The following is an 18870-nucleotide window of genomic DNA, read 5'->3' on the forward strand; positions in this document are numbered from 1 at the left end:
AAAGGCCCTACAAAATAGACAAAGTATCGGTCTGTTTCGCAGAGTGGCCCTGTTGATTTTTATTTGGTGTTGGCGCTTTGCAGCGGCTGTTTGTTTAGCTTGTCTTCCAGCACTTTCATGAAATACCCCCCCACCACCGAACGGGCCCGGAAATTAGGCACCTCGGCGTTGGTGGTCTCGTGCCAGTCACTGATTGGAATCCTGTAGGAAGTCTCGTTAGCGTATTTCCAGACCGGGGCTACAATGGCTTTGAAGTCGGTCGGGTTGTCTGACAGGGTGGCGGTCCAGATAATCCAGTCAGACTTGGTGTAGGTTTTGCGGCTATCCAGCGGGAGTCCGTAAGGCCCCTGTTTGGTAAGGTAAAACTTCACCTCGGTTTCACGCACGCTTTTAGGGAAGATGTTCAAATCCAGGATATCGTCCCAGGCCAGGTTATACTTCTGGCTCCAGGTACCCTTGTTCTCGAAAGCCAGGGTGTAGTGGTTTCCGTCCTCGGCCAGTTTCATCCACTTTTGGGCCATCTCTTTGGCATCGGTGGTGTACTGTTTGGCCACATCGGGTTTGCCCAGCATTTGGGCCAGCATGCCGTAGGAAGCTAGGGCCTCAATGGCTTTCACCGACAAGTTCGCGTTGCGGGCAAGGTGACCGGCAAAGTCATCGGTAGAGAGCTGGTTCTCCGGATCAAAGCCGCTTTTCTTCAGGAATTCGGCCCAGATGGTGAGGGTTTCCCAGTGCTTGCGGGCGTACTCGGCGTTACCTTCCGCCTTCGCGATGGCAGCCGTCAGGATAAGCATGTTACCGGCTTCCTCCACCGGCATGTCCTCACCGTAGGTCTGGCCGTTGGCGATGGGGTATGTGCCCAGGTCATGCGCCGGGAAAGGCTTTTTCCACTGGCCGCTTTCGCTGTAGTAGAAGATGCCGTTTAGCATGCCTTTTAGCAAATCTGGGTTATAAACGAGAAACAGCGGCGCGGACGGGTAGGTCACATCCACGGTGTTGATAGAACCGTTGCTGAAGTTCTCCTTGGACAGAAACAGAATTTCGCCCTGCGGGCTTTTTACCAAAATATGGGCAGCGATGGCTTGGCGATAGGCCAGTTCGCACAGATCCGCATATTCTTTTCCGCCGGCTTTCTGGGCGTCCTGGTACAGCTGCTTGTCAAAGGTCTCGCACTGCTTGATGATCTTGGCGTAATCAGTGGAGGCTTGGGCCAGTTCTTTCTCAATGGTGGCGGCTTCATTTTCTTTCCACCAGGGGCGTAGGTTCTGCTTGAAATACTGGATGGCGTATACCTCATCATACCCCAGCATAAATACCTGTTCTTTGGCTTGGGTACCCACTTGGCCCAAGGGCACAATGGTGCTTAGCATTAGGCTTCGGCCCTGCTCCGTGTTCTGCACCGCCGGAGTTGTGGCGGATAGAAATGGCGCCACCGCTTTCCCCACTGAGGTCACGTACTGGTTGGCTTTGGCCGTGGCCGGAACCGCGACGTACAGGTATCCCCAGTCAATGCGCACATCATCGCCTTTCTTCTGCAGCATGGGCTGGGCAGTGGTGCCGGCTTTGAGGATGGATAGCTTCTCGGCGGTATACTCCTGGGCTTTCACTTCCTGGTCTTGTGTATTCACCGCAATGTCTGAGGAAGCACCCAGGTACAGTTGCACGTTGTGGGCCACCTTGTCATTGGACTTCACTTTCATGGACACGTAAGACACCGGCCGGGCCAGCACGTCCAGGTTGTTCATGAGCAGCGGCGAGGTGAAGGTGGCGGTCACGTCCACTTTGCCGCAGGTGAATTGATAGATGGTTTGGGTGGCGTTCAGTTGCACGCTTTTCTGCACGGCCGGTAGTACCTTGGCGTATTCTTTGGAGGTTTCCTCGCGCACGATACCCGCATCTAGCCAGCGGCCGCCGGCAGTGTTGGCTACGTGGATGGCCAGCACGTTGCCTTCTTTCTTCAGCTTTTTGGCTACCTCAGGCTTGATGGGAATGTACTCGTACTTATGCACCCAGCCTACGTGGCGGTATATCTCCTCGCCGTTCAGGTAGACTTCCACATTGTCGTCGTGGTTCAGTTTCAGGAACAGGTTTCCGGCATCGGCCTCAGAAAAAGAGAAGGTTCTTCGTACCCAGAGGTTGCTGCTTTCCCAGGGGGTTTTGGCCTGGGTTTTATCATCCCCGAAAGGCGCTGCCCCGGTTTTCCAGGCAGACGCGTTGAACTGCGCCGATTGCCAGCCCGCGCCAGGATCATTTTCTGTGTAGGTGAAAGAATAAGGTTTCTCGTCTGCCGCCGCAAGCACTGGCGCGTACACTTTGGCCTCCTGGCCCAGGAACCGGTACACGGCCCCGTCTACCTTCACCATGCCAATGAGGGGCATCTCCTGGCCGGTCCAGTGTTTCGTGGCCGATTTTGACAAATCCTCACCAAAAGACCAGATACTGAAATACGGGTTATGCGTGACTAACGGGTAAGCAGGCGCCCGGAGATCCTGCGCCGTGAGCACTAATTGGGGCAACCATACCAGAAATAAAAACAGACTTATTCTTTTCATACAAATGGGGAAGAAAGGTTTGTTAGCTTATAAAGATGAATTTCAAAACAGTGGAGAGGCTATAATAAAGTTAAGGTTTTCTGCATCTTACACAAGGAAAGCAAAGGGATGACCATCACCAATTCACCTGCACTCTGATGCCTCGGCTGTCATTCTCAAACTGCACCAAATAAGTGTTGGTCTCTTTGTGCCAGGCGGTCTGCACATCTGTGAGTTTCTGGCCTCCGGCAGCGGTTAAGGTGATGGTCTTGGGTTCAGCGGGCAACACCATTCGCATGGCGTTTCTGGTATTGGAGGGGCTTTTGGTCAGGAAAGAATATGCTGTTTTGCTTTTCTTCTCTTCGTACACCCGAGAGGCGGCACACAGCACCGCTGGTTCTTTTTTGCTTTTCAGGCGAGTCAGGTTATAGAGGTAGGCTTGTTGGCCCGGCTTCACTATTTTCTCCGGCAACACCGGTAACGCAGGGTCAAACAAATCCACTACCGGACCGGGTATTCTCAAGGGAGCCTCGCCCACACTTTCGTCTAGAACCGCGGCAATGTCATAAGGTCCTCGTTGCAGAAGGAAGTGGTTTTTCGTAGTGACCTTTCCTGCTTTGGCATCCGTTTCGTAGGCGTTTTTCACTAAAGAGATGAAATCCGTATCCTGCTTTGTTTGGAGCACCAATTCTTTGGGATCCCGGCGCAGGAGGTACACCTTGCCTTTGCCCACCACATAGCTTTGCTTCCCTGAAGTCTCCGTGATACCCAGCTGCTCCAAGAGATGTTCTGAAGGAGCCTTGTAGGTTTTGCCTCCCGTATTCCACCACTCTTTTACCGTCTGAAAAGGGTCTTGGTCCCGTCCCACGTACACCAGCACGCCACCATTTTTGACCCATTTTGCTAAAACCTCGTGAGAAACAGGTGACATCGGTTTCATGTTGGCGTAACTCATGATGAGCACTTTGGTGTTCTTCAGGGTTTGGTCCAGGCCCAGGTTTTCCATGTGCACCGTGCCTACTGGAATACCCTGTTTCAGGAGGGGCATCACCATGCCGTAGAAATTGGAAAGCTGCGGATCTTCGTAGCCTTTGTGCGTGGGGAACCGCTGGAACATCATGGAATTGGCCAGCAGGATGTCAATGCCTTTGGTGCCGTTCACTTGGTTAGAAGACAAGGGCATGTCGTTGAGCGAGTTTACCATCACCTGCATCTGGGTGGCGTAGGTTCTGGGAATAGGCTGAGTCTCATTGCTGTTTTCCATCTTGAACTTACCCAGGTAGATGCGTTTGGGCCAGGGCATCACCTCGTAGGAAGCCACCGTGGGGTACAGCAGCTGCGCCGTGAACGTGGCTTCGTAGTTTCGTTTGTAGTCGTCCCAGGTTTGGCGGCGGTCTTCAATGGGATCGGTGAGGAAGAACATCTTGCGGCCGGTGGGCGCCGTCATGGACACCATGGAGCCGTACTCTAGGAAAGCATTCTCAAACACCCGCTCTTTCAACACGCCGTTAAAGTGGATGGGCTCCCGGGAGGTGCCCGTCCAGACCTGTGCGATGTAGCCGTCCATCCCCTCCAGGTTCGCCAAGCTCGCCTCCGGACTCACGATGGCCCAGGAGGAATAATTGATGAGTGAGTGCGTGGGCACGTAGCATTTGACCGTGACGCCTTTGCTCTGGCTGTAGGACCGCACATAGGCGAACACCTCTTTCAGGGCATTGAAGTAGAGCTGGTATTTCAGTTTGGAGGAAAGGTAAGTCGCCTCGGGAGATTCGTCCTGGGCCATCCAGGGGAAGCCGTACTGTTTTTCCCATTCTTTTTTAAAAGAAGGCCCATAACCAGCGCGGGCCCAGAACTCCGGTTCCTCCAGGTGCACAGCAGTCACGCCCGCATCAATGGCCCTTTTCACCAGTTCCTTCATGTAGGTGAGGTACGTGGCCGAGGGAACCACGTAAGGCACGTCTTTGCCGTGCCAGATGGTTTCGCCGTTCTTCATGACCTGCCCGTCTTCCCAGTGGGTTTTGCCGTCGTACTTGCCCGTGAAGTAATCCTGGTACTCGCCCCAAGCGATGCCGGTCATGAAGTGCACTTTATAACCTTTGTCACGCCAGCTTTTCACGCGGCCCTCAAAGTCTCCGCCTGCATCGTTGATGCCGTACACAATTGCCACATCAGAGCGCACATCGTAGTCGGCTGCCCAGGCATCGGCTATCTGGAAAGCAGTTTTCTCGCCATCGGGCTTGGGAGCTTTTAGCTGGGCATGACTCGTCAAGCCCAACAGCAGGGCACCACTTAAAAGGAAGGCGACTCTTGATTTCAGGACCATGGGGGTTACGGTTGAAAGCGTTTAAATAAACTCAAGCTATTCCTTGGGAGGGCACACCTGCATCATGCCCACCACGCTGCTGGCCTCATAGGACTGGATAGTGCCAGTTGGGCAAGCTACCCGGTAGTCCCTGAAAGTGAGATCTCGCGTCTTGTCCCGATTTTTCCAGGCCAGCGTGATGTTGTCCTGAATCCAGGACAGGTACTGGGGCTGGTTCGCGTCTTTAATAAGCATCATAATGTAGCGCCCGAAGATGGCTTTCAACACACCCTGCTCGTTCCAGTCTCCCTCGGCGGGCAGAATACCGTTGGCGTCGCTCATCTTCTGCTTGGTGTAATCAGCTGCTAGTTTGGCGTCATTCAAGTAAGACTCGGTGCCGGTGGCTTTGTAGAGCATCACGGCTGCCCCGATGCAGGTACCCTGGTTGTAGGTGTAATCGCTCCAGCCCACGTTGCCCTGAACCACGTGAATGTTATCGGCCACCCGCCCGTTGTTGAACAGGTTGGCTCTGGACCACGCGTAGATGGTTTTGGCTTTGTCCAGGTACTGGGCATCTTTGGTAATGTTAAACAGCTCCATGGCCGCAATGACTGTGGGATAGTTGATGCAAGCGTTCTTGCCGTCTTTCGCGAAATTCCAGAACATGCCGCCGTTCACCGGGTCATAGGATTTGCTCCAGACGTGCTGAAATCCTTCTTTTGATTTTTCTAAGTACACTTGGTTTCCGGTGATCTGGTGCGCCCGAGCCAGGGAGATGATCCACCACATCATGTCATCATAGATAAACCACTCGCGGGTGTTGTTCCAGTTATAGCCATCGTACCGTTGGAATCCGCCTTGGTAGATGTCATTGACCAGCTTCAATTGGTTGGCGTCTTTGGTGCGGTTATAGGCATCCATCGCGATGTCCCAGTAGACAGCCTGCGTCCATATGGCGCCTAAGCCCGTCTTAGCTGAGGTACTGTAATACAGTTTTGCCTCTGGATTGTAAAAATGGGTGTTAAACGCAGTGTAGGCGATATTCACATCGGCGGCAGTGAAGGAAGCCATTTCCACAGGAGGTTTGGTGGGGGTTACCTCCTCCTCTTCCTTCTCGCTGCCGCAACCAAGCAGCAGCAGCAGCAACGCTGACAAAGAGAAATACTTTAGCTTATTCATCTTCTAAGAGTTAATCGTCTGAAAAATGGCAGATTTGTCTGCCTTCCCACCTGCTCCCGGGGTGACCCCAAGGCTTACTTCTTCCCTAGTTCTATCGCTTGTCCACTGTCGGCCGCCGATAAAGAGAAAGGTTTGTTCTCTTCTTTGACACCCCGATTCAAGGCTGGTTTATCGCCCATCACGAAGCTCAAAGTTCCGCCCGCCACAATGTCTGCGTGCCGGATATAGTTGTGGTCGTAGGGTTTTCCGTTGAGCGTAGCGGACTGGATGTACACGTTCTGCTTGCTGTTATTCTTGGCTTCCACGGTAAACTTCTTGCCGTTCTCCAGCGTGATGGTGGCTTTCTGAAACACCGGGCTCCCGATGACATACTGGTCGGTGCCGGGGCACACGCTGTAGATGCCCAGGGCGCTTAGCACATACCAGGAAGACGTCTGGCCTTGGTCTTCATCACCCGGGTAGCCGTTCTCAGTGGAATTGTACAGGCGGTCCATGACCATGCGCACTTTATCCTGCGATTTCCAGGGCTCGCCGCCGTAGTTGTAGAGGTACGGCATGTGCTGGATGGGCTGGTTGCCGTGCGCGTATTGGCCCATGTTGGCCATCACCATCTCGGTCATCTCGTGAATCATGCGGCCGTAGGAACCTACTTTCACGGTGTTGGGCACGCTGAACACCGAATCTAGTTTGGCCGTGAACCGCTTCTCGCCGCCCATCAGTTTAATCAGACCTTGGATGTCCTGGAACACTGACCACTGCCAGTGCCAGGCGTTGCCCTCGGTGAACGGTCCGCCCCACTCTACCGGATCGAAATTGGGCAGCCATTCGCCGTTTTCTTTGCGGCCGCGCATGAAACCGGTGCTGGGGTCATACACGTTTTTGTAGTTGTACATATTTCGGGCGAAAAGCTGCTCATAGAAGGAGTTACCCGTGAGTTTGGCCAGTTGGTAGCCGCAGAAATCATCGTAGGCGTATTCCAAAGTTTTCGCGGTGGCCTCGCCGTGCCGCGGCATAGAAACATAACCTAGTGTGTAGTAGTCTTTCCAGCCTTCACGTCCGTTGGCCGGCCCCCAGGGGCCTTTGTTTGTGGCTTCGTGGTAATAAGCATCTAAGGCGCGTTTGGGGTCAAAGGTGCGGATGTTTTTCACCCAGGCATCGGTGAGCAGCGAAATGGCATGGTTCCCGATCATGCTGCCCGCCTCGCCGGGAAACGACCACGACGGCAACCACCCGCACTGATCCTTGGCATCCAGCAGGGCCACCATGTAGCGCCCGTGCATGGTAGGGTGCAGGATAGAGTTCAACGGAAACTGCGCCCGGAAGGTGTCCCAAAAACCGGTATCGGTGTACATGTAACCTTCGTGCACTTTGCCGTCATATGGGCTGAAGTAGTACGGCTTACCGTCTTTGTCGTATTCAAAAAACTGGCGTGAAAACAGACTGGCCCGGAAGAAGCAGGAGTAAAACGTGGCTTTCTCCTCCTCGGTGCCGCCCTCTACCAATACACGGCTCAGGTGCTTGTTCCAAACTGCCTCGGCAGCAGCTTTGGTGTCTTCCAGTTTCTTGTGCTTGCCCAACTCTCTGCTCAAGGTAAGTTCGGCCTGCTCTGGGCTGATGTACGAAGAGGCTACTTTCGCCTGTACTTTTTCCCCGTCTTTGAACTGCACGTATGCCCCGATGCCCTGCCCCTCGCCGGACAAATTACCCACCGAGATCTTGCCTTCTTTGTTTTCCCAGGTTCCTTGGCTGATGAACGGTTTGTCAAAAACGATCACAAAATAGCTTTTGAAGTTGTCCTTCAGGCCCCGGCCGTTGTGCACATAGCCAATGATCTTGCGCTCTTTGGGGATGATTTTCACCATACTCGCGCCGGTGTAGCCATCCAGGACGATGTAGGAGCCTTGGGTACGCGGGAACGAGAAACGGGCGTGTACCCCGCGCTCCGAAGGAGACATCTCGGTGGTGATGTTGTTGTCCAGCTTTACCTTGTAATAGTGCGGTTTGGCCACCTCATTGGCGTGGCTAAACTTGGTGGCCCGCTTGTCTTCATGCACCTCCAGTTTCCCGATGACCGGCATTAAGGAGAATACCGCATAGTCATTGGACCAGGAACTGCATTGGTGCGCCTGCTGAAATCCTCTGATGGTGTTTTTAGTGTATTGGTACTTCCAGCCGTCGCCGTTCTGCCCGGTTTGGGGTGTCCAAGTGTGCATGGCAAACGGTAGTGCCGTGGTGGGGTAGGTATTTCCTCGAGTCAGGTCAAACGAAGAGTTGGTTCCCTGCAAGGTATTCACATACTGCACCAGGCTGGGAGTACCGGCGTAGAGCGAGGCGCTGCATAGCCAAAGAAAGAGAAAGTAGAGAGGTCTTAGTTTCATCTGTGTCTGGGGTAAAACAAATTGAAAGCGTAAGCGAAATCAGAAAAGCTAATCTAAAAAGGCACAACAACTTACTAAATCGTTTTAGCATAAAGCCATTTACCCAGACAAGAAGTAAGATTTGTCTGCTTCCCTATGCTCATATATCAAACTGATAATTATTACAAGGCAGGGTTCAGGGCGTATTGCTGCCACAGCTCATCCACCGTTTTACCCGTCAATTTCACCCATAGTTCAGGTGTATAGGTTTTCTTGCGTAGAGCGGCATCTAAGCTTTCCACGATTTTGGGGTTCTTGTTCTTTTCTAACCAGGCCAGAAAACGGCCGGTGATGCGGTAGCTGTTGGTGTAGTGGTGCTCTGGTTTGAAAGGGGTCAGAGACCAGCCGCCGCCGGCGTTGTCTACCCCGAATTTGTAGCGCACATAATCGGTGATGCCTTCGGTGAGCCATCCTGGGCCGGCGTCATAAGGATAAGCCTGCACCAAATGGAATACCTCATGGGTGACCACATCGATATCATTAGGATTCTGCAGCATCCATAGCGGACTGTACCGAATAATTCCGTCACTGGCTGCCGCTACTCCTTGGTAGGCGGGGTCAATGATGAAGGTGACTTTTTTGGTGGTGTTGGGGTTGAAACGGGCCGCTTCTTTCGGGTATACTTTAAAGAAGGCATCAATCATCCGCTTTTTGGTCTCCTCACCCTGCTGCGCAAAGGCTTGATCCCGGTTGTAGAAGAGGAGCGTGTACGGACCTTTGGTGATGGAATCTTTGCTTATGTAATTCCCGATGTAGGTCCAATCGTCTATGCGGTCTTTGTTCTTTTCCTGGTTTGGCCCCTGGGCACAGGCACCGGTAATGGAGCCAAGAACAAGCATAGAACCTATTAGAAATCGTTTCATATAAATTAGGGATATTTCGTGTAAGATGTTGCTGCCAAAAACAGTCTAAACTTATTTTCTTAAGGTACTCGTGGCTTCCTCTTTCTCCAGCAGACTGGCTTTCCAGGAACTGGCCGCCCCAATCAAAGCCGACTCCTCCCCCAACTCGGCTACCCGTATTGGAATGGATAAGGCATGGTTTAGAAGATGCTGCTCCAGCTCCCCAGAGAACAGATGATAGGCTTTGGAGATGTTGCCCCCGATCACCACCATCACGGCACCCAAGGGTTTCACGGTCGTTCTGATGAACTCGGCCAGATTTTTCCCAAACTCATCAAAGACTGTTTGCACGGTTAGGTTCTGCGGGGCAAGGTCGGCTAGTTCTCTCACCCCCTTTACTTCTTGGCCAGTGAGTTCCCTGAACCGGTTCACGAACCAACGGGTGGAGAGATAGTCCTCGGCGATGCCCTCCTTGAAAGGCGAATTCCACAGGTCGGCGTCTTCTACCTTGCCGTGGTGGCACCAGGCCGAGCCCAGACCGGTGCCTAACGTCAGGCCCAGTACTTGTTCTACGCCCTGGGCGGCGCCGCAGAAGACCTCGCCTAACAGGAAGCACTCGGCATCGTTCAAAAACCGGATGTCGTCTGCCTGCATGGAGAGCTTCTCTGCCAATAATTCCTTTACATTGAGCTTGTAGAGGATGTCGTATTTGTTCTGGTCCTTGATGAGGGAAACGCCGTTGGGGTAATCAAACGGGCCCGGCATGGCGATGCCGATCTTTCCCGACGAAGTACCGTCAAAGCTCTGGGCTTTTTGGATAACCTCGCACCAGTTGCCGATGATCTCGTTCACCGAGCCCTGGGTATTTATTTCACTTCTCACATAACTCCCAGATACAAGAGCGCTCGTTTCCATATCGACAAGGGCTGCGGAAATGTGGGAGCCCCCCACGTCAATGCCAACTACTGTTGCATGTTTCATAAAACTGCTTTTTTGACCTGTCTGAAGACATGACTCGGTTATAAGTAAACCCACTCACGTTCTTTCCAAGGCTTGTTCCTTCTGCTATATTTTGGTCTACCTGAGCTACTCTCCCCTGATGAAAGCGGAAGTTTAGCTCCGCTCATCAGGGAAAATGCTTCTTATCTATCTCTTACTTCAACTTATTTCGCGTTTTGGGTAACATATTGAGGCTTGGAGAACGAGTAAGGGAACGCGCTTTCCTCGGTTCCGCGCTTGGTATTGGGCTTGTCAGCCATATCGAAGCGCAGCTTGGCACCTTTCATCAGCTCGAAGTGGCCTACCCAGTTCTTCTCGTGCTTCTTGCCGTTGAGTTTCAGGTCCTGCACGTACAAGTTTCCTTTGCTGTTGTTGGGGGCTTCAATCTCTACTTTCTTGCCGTTTTCCAGTTCTAAGGTCATTTTGGGGAAGAGTGGGGCGCCTAGAACGTACTGGTCGGTGCCGGGGCATACCGGGTAGAAGCCCATGGCGCTGAACACGTACCAGGCCGAGGTCTGGCCGTTATCCTCGTCGCCGCAGTAGCCGTCCGGGGTTGGTTTGTACATGCGGTTCATGGTCTCGCGGGCCCAATACTGCGTCTTCCAGGGCTCTCCGGCGAAATTGTAGAGGTACGTCATGTGCTGGATAGGCTGGTTGCCGTGCGCATACTGACCCATGTTAGCGATCTGCATTTCCCGGATCTCGTGGATCACGCCGCCGTAGTAAGAGTCGTCAAATACCGGAGGCAAGGTGAACACAGAGTCCAGCTTCTTCACGAAGTTCTGCTTGCCGCCCATCAGGTCAATCAACCCTTGCACGTCATGGAACACGCTCCAGGAATAGTGCCAGCTGTTACCCTCGGTGAAGGCATCGCCCCACTTGAAGGGGTTAAAAGGCGCCTGGAACTTGCCGTCCTTATTCTTGCCGCGCATCAAGCCAGTGGCTGGGTCATAGAGATTGCGGTAGTTCTGGCTGCGCTTGGCGTACAGGTCAATCTCAGCCTGCGGTCTTTTCAGGGCTTTGGCTAATTGGTAAATGGCGAAATCGTCATACGCGTACTCCAGGGTGCGGGCAGCGTTCTCGTTGATGTTCACATCGTATGGCACATACCCCAGCTTGTTGTAGTAGTCCACGCCTTTTCGACCGATGGCGGTGATAGGGCCTTCGTTGTTGGCCCCGTGCACCAAAGCCTCGTACAGCTTCTCAATGTCATAGCCGCGTAAGCCTTTCATGTAGGCATCTGCTACTACCGAGGCTGAATTGTTCCCGATCATGATGTCAGAGTAACCTGGGCTAGACCACTCGGGCAACCAACCACCCTCTTTGTAATCGTTGATCAGGCCTTCCTGCATCTCTTTGTTGATGGCAGGGTACATAAGGTTCAGGAAAGGATACAAGGCCCGGAATGTGTCCCAAAAACCGGTACCAGCGAAGCGGTAGCCGTCGTGTACCTTGCCGGTGTACGGACTGTAGTGCACCACCTTGTTAGCAGCGTTCACCTCGTACATTTTGTGGGGGAAGAATAGCGTGCGGTAGAGGCAGGAATAGAAGGTGCGTTGCTGCTCCTCGGTGCCGCCCTCCACTTTGATGCGGCCTAGCGTATTTTCCCAACGGTCACGGGCTTTGGCCATGGTAGCGTCAAAATTGTCTTGGGCCAGCTCGCGGCTTAGGTTCAGCTCGGCTTGCTCCTGGCTGATGAAGGAAGAAGCGACTTTCAGGTTCACTTTTTCGCCTTTGCTGGTTTTAAAGCCGATCACCGCGCCCGAATGGTTGGAGGTCAGCTCCAGGGAATCTCGGCTGGTGAGTTTATTTCCCCGGAAAGTACGCGCCAGTACAATGGGTTTGTCAACGTAGATCACAAAGTGGTTCTTGAACTCTTTCAATGGGCCGCGGGCGTACTTGGTAGTGTACCCCACAATCTTCCGCTCTTTAGGCAGCACCTTCACGTAAGAACCTTTGTCCAGGGCATCAATCACGATAAACGAGCTATCTGACTTAGGATAAGTGAACCGGAACTGGGCAGCGCGCTCGGTGGGGGTAAGTTCGGCGGTTACGTCATGGTCGGCTAGGTAAACGCCGTAGTAGTAAGGCTTGGCCGTCTCAGACTTGTGGGAGTACCAGCTGGCCCGCCCGTCCTGATCGAACTTCATCTTGCCCGTCACCGGCATGATCACGAACTGACCGTAGTCGTTCATCCAAGGCGAGGGCTGGTGCGTCTGCTTGAAGCCCCTGATTTTGTCAGCGGCGTAGGTGTAGGCCCAGCCGTTGCCCATGGTTCCCGTCTGCGGGGTCCAGAGGTTCATACCCCAGGGCACAGCCACGGCCGGATAGGTGTTCCCGTTGGAGAGTTCCGGTTTGGAGTCGGTGCCCATTAGGGGGTTCACCAGATCCACGGGAGATACGTCTGCTTTCTTAGAAACCTGCGCGGAAGAGAAGAACGGTACGCTTGCTAGAATCCAAATGAAGAGTTTTTTCATTAATCAGGAGCTTTTGATGTGGCCTAATGGCTTGATTTGTTGATTTGTAGAAAACTATTTCTAATTATAGAAATCATATCAGTCAGGTACCGAGGAAGATTCTGCGTTTAGAGACAGTTTTCTACAAACCCATGCTAAAACGTTTTAAGTGGTAAGATAGTAGTTTTATTGCACATTCCAGAGAGATGCTCTCAGTCCTAGTTCAAAACTTCCCTTTACACCGGTAAGGCTGTTCAACGCTGAGGAGCCGGTGGTGTACATTCCGGTAAGGGCCAGTCTTCTTTTCACATCCGCGCCAAACCCAAAGGTCACGTTCTTGGAACTGTGGTACATGCCAAACACATTGAACTGGTTATCTACAAAGGTCAGGTTGGCCCCGGCATCAATCAGGTCATCAAACCCCTTTACCCCGCGGTACACCACTTTAGGTTCTACCCCTACACTGGAACCCAGCGCAAGCTTGTAGCTGGCGGCGGCAAAGTAAGTGGACCGGTTCACGGTATTGCTCTCGTTCAGGCTCTTGTCCAGAAAAGCCCTGATATTGGGAAAAGAGCCCTGAATCGTGAGTTTGGAATCGGTGTAGGCTACACCAACTTCGCCCTCCACATACGGTCCCTGGTCATTGAACCGGGCCACAGTTTGGTCATCCACATCCCCTACCATTTCGTCCATGTCAATCTGCTCGTTCACCACGCCCGCAGACAATCCGAAATGTAACTGGCGGGTACTCTGGTTCAGCGGGAGGTGGTACGAGTACGTAGCCATGGCTCTGGATCTTTTCAGCAAGCCTTCTCGGCTCTGCCCCAGATTCACCCCCAGGCCGACTTTGTTGCTAAGGCCGTACTCAGCGGTGATGGCTTCCGTGGTGGGAGCATCAGAGATGCTCCCCCACTGGTTGCGGTAGTGGAGGTTTACCCTAAGCCCTCCGTTTACCCCAGCCATGGCCGGATTAGCCAGGTACTGATTTTGAAAATAGATCGCTCTCAACGGATTGATCTGGGCGGCACTCTCCTGCACCAGCGCCACGCAGCAGAAGAGAAGCAGAAAGAGAGGCAGCCCTTTTTTTAGGTTATATAGCTTTTTCATATGGCTTTCTATTTTTAATCACGGATAATGGTAAGGGCTCCTTTTGCGGGAGGTATTCCTGAACCTAAGTCAATCACATAATAATACACGCCTTGGGCTAATGGAGAGCCCTGGTATGTCCCGTTCCAGTCGTTTGCGTAGTTCTCTTTCTCATACACCACTCTGCCGGCAGTGTCAAACACTTTCAGTTTGCTGCCTGGGTAAGTATTGATGTTCCAGATCACCCACACATCGTTTTTACCATCATTGTTGGGGGTCAGGATGTTGTTGGCCTGCAAGGCTACGCCACCTTCTACCTGCACCGTGAACTCCGCTTCTTTGGTACAACCCTCGGCGGTGCTGGCAGTCACTTTATAGACATATCCCTGGGTTGGTTTGATTAACAACTTATTGCTGTTCTGCCCACTAATGATGCCCGGCCCGTTGGCCCAGGTATAGGTGTAGCCTTCTTCCCCGGTTACGGTCAATTGGATAGTCTCCCCTCTTGGCACTTTGCCGTTGCGGTCAGCGGCCACGCTCATGTTCAGTTCATAAGAAGTGATTTTGAAAGTAGTGGAGAAGGTGTCAGTTCCGTTGTTCAGGGTACCACCATCGTCTTTCACGGTCACAGTTACGATAGCTTCACCAGGCTGGCCTTCCACCAACTTGTAGGTAAGGGTTGCTTTCCCGTTTTCAACCGTACTTACAGATAAGTCACTGAAGAGCGCACTTCTGTTGGAAGAAACCGAAAGGCTAAGTTGTTGTCCTGGCTCAGAAGCTAAACCTTCCAGTGGAATGGTGTAGGCGTCTACCACGTTACAGCTATTCTGGTCAGCTATGGCTGCAATGGTAGGAGCCTGGTTTGAGCCTTGGGTGATGGTTTCGGCCACTGTAGTATAAGGAGCACTGATGCCGGAGGATTGGCTGTAGTCATTGATAGGCCTAACTCTGTAATAGTAGCGGGTAGCTAATCTAAGTCCTTCGTCTGTGAAAGTGGTAACATTTGCAGCAAGGGTTTGTACAGGTAGAAAGGAGGTTCCGTTGGTAGACCGTTCAATTTGAAATCCGGTTTCGTTTTCTGCCCGATCGGTCCAATCTAACTTCACCTGGGTTTCTGAGAGGGTAGTTGCTACCAGATTTTCTGCTGGCAACGGCAACCTTTCATCATACAAAGTGGTGCCGCTTACGATAGATGAAAAGATAGAATTACCTGACGCACCCATTGCCTTTACCCGATACTGATAAGTAGCCAGTACTCCCAGATTTGTATCGGTATAAGAAGTAGCGCCAGCCTCAACCGAATTCAACCTAGAAAAGGTTACTCCGTCTGTTGAGCGCCAGATCTCATACCCTGTTTCATTAGAGGCCACATCGTTCCAGTTGAGGGTAAGCGTGCTTTCCGTAGCGTTAGAAATCCTTACATCACCCGGGACAGCAGGGGCGTTCTGCGGAATTCCCCAAATTTGCCATTCAGAGATTTGTATGGCATCCCCAGATCCATTGTTCGCCGTGATATCTAACTTGTAATATTTAAATGCCCTATCATTGGTGAAGGAAAAGGACTTCTCTAAACGACGACCAGCAAAAACCTGGTTTATGCGGGTATCAAGAATGGTCCAATCTGTTCCGTTAGTAGATCCTTGGAACGTCCAGTCTTTGGCATCCCTTTCAGGAGCGTCATCACCTGAAACAAGGGTATATTTGGTTACAACATCTGTGGCGGTAGTAGATTCATATTGCAACCACAAGGATACCGGCCTTGGTATACCACCGGCCAAAAACTTGGTTTGAAAATTATTGTCAATCAGTTTAGGAGAGTTTTCGGCTGAATTGCCTGTATTTTCTTTTGAAACAGTAAGCCGTCCTCCATTATTGGTTAAATCAGCCGTAGCACCACTATAATTCAGTGTTCTGGTGACATTTACGACAGAATAGCCTGAAGTCTTCCCGGCCCCAATGGTCCTGACGCGGTAGTAATACTTGGTGTTTTGCGCTAACCCTTTGTCATAATAAAAGTTTGTGTTAGCGGCTACCGTAGCTACTTTATTGAAGGTGGTGCCATCTAAAGAGCGTTCCACTTCAAACCCGGTTTCGCTTGCACTGTAATCAGTCCAGGACAGGTAAACTTCATCACCTGCGTTAGCAAATGCACTCAACCCAGAAGGTGCCACAAAACCCTCTCCTTCAAAGAGCCGCCACTCTGCCAACTGGAAAGTTCCTCCGTCTTTGATGGCACTTATATTTAAGCGATAGTAGGCATAAGCAGTGCTATTTGCCATTGAATACACCTTGGTTTGAAAGCGTTCGGTGAACATTTCTCCGGTGCGGGTATCTAACACCGTCCAGTCTGTTCCGTTTTGTGAGCCTTCCAGTTTCCAGTCCTTTGGATCTCGGTTGGGGTCATCATTAGCGGAAACGAGCGTATAGGTACCCACTGCTGTAGGTGTTGTCAGTTGCAAACGCAACCACTGCTCACCTGGCCAGTGTGACAAGAACTTTGAACCGGGATTGTTGTCAATTACTTTAGGTGATCCCTCTCCGGCGGCCTGCCCTCCATCGTTTTCTCTTAGAACTGTTAAAACACCACCTTTGGCCGTAACATCAGGATTTTTAACGCCTTCAAAAAGCCGCCATTCTGCTAATTGGAAAGTATTGTTTGCCTTGATGGCACTAATATTCAACCGATAATAGCGGTAGGCAGTTGAATTTGTGATGTTGTACGTTTTTGTCATGAACCGCTCTGGAAACATCTCTCCGGTGCGTACGTCCAACTCAACCCAGGTTGATCCGTTGTTAGAACCTTCCAGTTTCCAGTCTTTGGGGTCCCGGTTGGGATCATCGTCTGCGGAAACTAGCGTATAGGTCCCTACTACTGCTGGTTCGTTGAGCTGAAACTGCAGCCACTGCATGTTTTCAAAATGGGACAAAAACTTGGAACCAGAATCATTGTCAATCACCTTAGGAGAACCTTCCCTCTCATTGCGACCTGCATCATTCTCCCGGAACACAGTAAGGACGCCTCCTTTGGCCGTGAGATCATCCTGTGCTGTGGCTTCATTGATGACGCTGAAGAAAAACAGCGCACCAAGGGCCACCTTCACAAATTGTAATATTTGTTTCATATATGGTTTTTTAAGGATATATGGAAAATCTAAATATTCTTTTAGAATCCCTGTGGGTTGATGAAGAGCTAAGTTCAGGCAGGGCGGCCCTCCCTAAACTTAGCTTAAGATTACCAGCCTGTGTTTTGTACCAGTAGTTGGTTGATGTTCATCTCACTCTGGGGAATTGGCCACAGGTAATGCCGTTTGGTGAACACTCTGGTTTCAAAAGGCACTTTGTTGTAGAAGTTGTTGATGTCTGGCGCAGAAATGTCCAAAGCATAGGTAGGCCCATTGAAGGCGGTCTCCGCGATTTTCCATCTTCTGGCGTCAAAATACCGCACGTTCTCAAAGGCAAGTTCTACTCTACGCTCTTTCCAGATGGCTTCTCTTACCGCAGCCTGGCCAGTTGGGGCTTCTAACTCCGCTGAACCATATTCTGGGATTCCGGCCCGGTTTCTGATAAGGTTCACATAAGTAAGAATGTCTGGGTGGCCAGGGCTATACTCATTCAGGGCCTCAGCATAGTTTAGGTAAATCTCAGCCAGGCGCATCATCACATAAGATCTGCCTCCGTTGCGCCAGTCGCCGGTACTCATGTTCTTTCTTACAATGTAACCGGTAGGTGTGTAGTCATTCCCAGCGCCGGAGTTTTTGCCCGAGTTGCCGCTAAACCAGGTTCTGGTGACAATGTTGCCAGTGTTTCTATTTAGCCATAAGCTGTTGTCATAGGTAATACCCACATAGAACCGGGGCTCTCTGTTTACCCATTGGTTATAGACTTGTCTGGCCTCTGTGTCATTTGGCGCCCTGAAGTTGGTGAACCCGGTTGCCAGGTACCCTGACTTTGGATCATCAATAGATCTTCCGTTTGCCGTGAAGTAGGCATCTACAATGTGCTGGGTTGCGCCTAAACCGCCACTTCCTTTCGCTTCGGCTTGTGACCCGGCGTGGAAAGGCGTCATTTCATATTGTCTTGGGTTGATACCCGCGTCTACTCTGGCAAAGATGACTTCTTTGTTCCATTCATCAAGAAATACATCTCGGGTGGAAAGGTATGGGTCAAACTGACCTTGGGCGTTATTCTTCCGGTACAAATCATACGTGCCCGGTACGTATTCATCAATAAAGGCTTTGGCAGCATCAGCGGCTAATTTCCATTTATTGACATCATACTGCTGACTGATTAACTGCTTGCCATCTTTATTTACCAGTGAAGCGTAATCAGAATTGCCATTGAACAGAGGGCTTGCCGCATACAGTAACACCTGCGCTCTGATGGCTTGCACATATGACTTGGTCATGCGGCCATAATTCTGTTCTGTCGCTACTGCCGGGAGGTCTGCCGCTGCCGCGTTGAGTTCCGCCAAAACATAAGCCACACACTCATCATAAGTATTTCTTGGCTTCTTCAACTCGTCAGCAGGTGCGTCTACCGGAATGGACTCGTTCCCTACCAGCACTACCGGCCCGTATAACCGCATCAGATAGTAGTAATACAATCCTCTTAGCGCTCTGGCTTCGGCTTTGTACCGCTTTACCAAGGCACCATCTGCGCCACAGTCAGTGCACTGGTCCACGTTTTCAATGAACACGTTTGCTCTTCTGATGCCCCGGTAGAAATTAGACCAGATAGAATTGACAAAGCCGGCGGAAGGGTCCCAAGCGCCAATATTCACGGAATTACTCCCCACAAAGCCCCACACGTATTCTGCCTCGTCAGAAGCTGCGAGCCAAGGCCCCACATTCCCGTCTCCGCCCAAGCCTCTTTGGCTTGCATCGTCCGGAATCTGGGAGTACACATTGGCTAGATATTGCTCTACCGTATTTCTGTTCTTGAAGGTAGCCTCCAGCGTTAAACGGTCATCTGGTACCTGATCCAGGAAATCGTCGTTGCAAGCGAAGTTCAGGCTTGTAAGCAAGCCTACAAGTATGATTGATTTTATCTTCTTCATTT

The 18870-nt window shown here is 51.6% G+C and carries 10 protein-coding genes; all 10 read right to left on the bottom strand.

Annotation, left to right across the window (positions count from 1 at the left end; translation table 11 throughout):
- Positions 1 to 59: 59 nt before the first annotated feature.
- Positions 60 to 2552: a glutaminase family protein gene (locus tag ACW9SV_RS02715; RefSeq protein WP_479555200.1), complete on the bottom strand. Its 2493-nt coding sequence runs from the start codon at positions 2550 to 2552 to the stop codon at positions 60 to 62.
- 115 nt (positions 2553 to 2667) lie between these two features.
- A complete protein-coding gene (locus tag ACW9SV_RS02720; protein ID WP_479555201.1) occupies positions 2668 to 4854 on the bottom strand; it encodes a hypothetical protein in 2187 nt (728 codons plus the stop codon).
- 36 nt (positions 4855 to 4890) lie between these two features.
- Positions 4891 to 6012, bottom strand: coding sequence for a glycoside hydrolase family 76 protein (locus ACW9SV_RS02725; protein WP_479555202.1), 1122 nt, complete (start codon positions 6010 to 6012; stop codon positions 4891 to 4893).
- Positions 6013 to 6086: 74 nt separating this feature from the next.
- Positions 6087 to 8390, bottom strand: a complete 2304-nt coding sequence (locus ACW9SV_RS02730) for a GH92 family glycosyl hydrolase (protein WP_479555203.1) — start codon at positions 8388 to 8390, stop codon at positions 6087 to 6089.
- 161 nt (positions 8391 to 8551) lie between these two features.
- A complete protein-coding gene (locus ACW9SV_RS02735) occupies positions 8552 to 9292 on the bottom strand; it encodes a basic secretory protein-like protein (RefSeq protein WP_479555204.1) in 741 nt (246 codons plus the stop codon).
- Between the two features lie 51 nt (positions 9293 to 9343).
- Positions 9344 to 10252: an ROK family protein gene (locus tag ACW9SV_RS02740; protein WP_479555205.1), complete on the bottom strand. Its 909-nt coding sequence runs from the start codon at positions 10250 to 10252 to the stop codon at positions 9344 to 9346.
- 182 nt (positions 10253 to 10434) lie between these two features.
- On the bottom strand, positions 10435 to 12747 hold the full coding sequence (locus ACW9SV_RS02745) for a GH92 family glycosyl hydrolase (protein WP_479555206.1): 2313 nt from the start codon (positions 12745 to 12747) through the stop codon (positions 10435 to 10437).
- Between the two features lie 165 nt (positions 12748 to 12912).
- Positions 12913 to 13833, bottom strand: a complete 921-nt coding sequence (locus ACW9SV_RS02750) for a PorP/SprF family type IX secretion system membrane protein (RefSeq protein ID WP_479555207.1) — start codon at positions 13831 to 13833, stop codon at positions 12913 to 12915.
- 14 nt (positions 13834 to 13847) lie between these two features.
- A complete protein-coding gene (locus tag ACW9SV_RS02755) occupies positions 13848 to 16934 on the bottom strand; it encodes a T9SS type B sorting domain-containing protein (RefSeq protein ID WP_479555208.1) in 3087 nt (1028 codons plus the stop codon).
- A gap of 110 nt (positions 16935 to 17044) precedes the next feature.
- Positions 17045 to 18868, bottom strand: coding sequence for a RagB/SusD family nutrient uptake outer membrane protein (locus tag ACW9SV_RS02760; RefSeq protein ID WP_479555209.1), 1824 nt, complete (start codon positions 18866 to 18868; stop codon positions 17045 to 17047).
- Between the last annotated feature and the right edge of the window lie 2 nt (positions 18869 to 18870).

This window comes from Rufibacter sp. JT20002, assembly GCF_056491185.1.

Bases quoted from the DNA above. Each gene is read 5' to 3' on its own strand.
- ACW9SV_RS02745 (WP_479555206.1), bottom strand. From the start codon at position 12,747: ATGAAAAAACTCTTCATTTGGATTCTAGCAAGCGTACCGTTCTTCTCT.
- ACW9SV_RS02725 (WP_479555202.1), bottom strand. From the start codon at position 6,012: ATGAATAAGCTAAAGTATTTCTCTTTGTCAGCGTTGCTGCTGCTGCTG.
- ACW9SV_RS02760 (WP_479555209.1), bottom strand. From the start codon at position 18,868: ATGAAGAAGATAAAATCAATCATACTTGTAGGCTTGCTTACAAGCCTG.
- ACW9SV_RS02755 (WP_479555208.1), bottom strand. From the start codon at position 16,934: ATGAAACAAATATTACAATTTGTGAAGGTGGCCCTTGGTGCGCTGTTT.
- ACW9SV_RS02740 (WP_479555205.1), bottom strand. From the start codon at position 10,252: ATGAAACATGCAACAGTAGTTGGCATTGACGTGGGGGGCTCCCACATT.
- ACW9SV_RS02715 (WP_479555200.1), bottom strand. From the start codon at position 2,552: ATGAAAAGAATAAGTCTGTTTTTATTTCTGGTATGGTTGCCCCAATTA.
- ACW9SV_RS02720 (WP_479555201.1), bottom strand. From the start codon at position 4,854: ATGGTCCTGAAATCAAGAGTCGCCTTCCTTTTAAGTGGTGCCCTGCTG.
- ACW9SV_RS02750 (WP_479555207.1), bottom strand. From the start codon at position 13,833: ATGAAAAAGCTATATAACCTAAAAAAAGGGCTGCCTCTCTTTCTGCTT.
- ACW9SV_RS02735 (WP_479555204.1), bottom strand. From the start codon at position 9,292: ATGAAACGATTTCTAATAGGTTCTATGCTTGTTCTTGGCTCCATTACC.
- ACW9SV_RS02730 (WP_479555203.1), bottom strand. From the start codon at position 8,390: ATGAAACTAAGACCTCTCTACTTTCTCTTTCTTTGGCTATGCAGCGCC.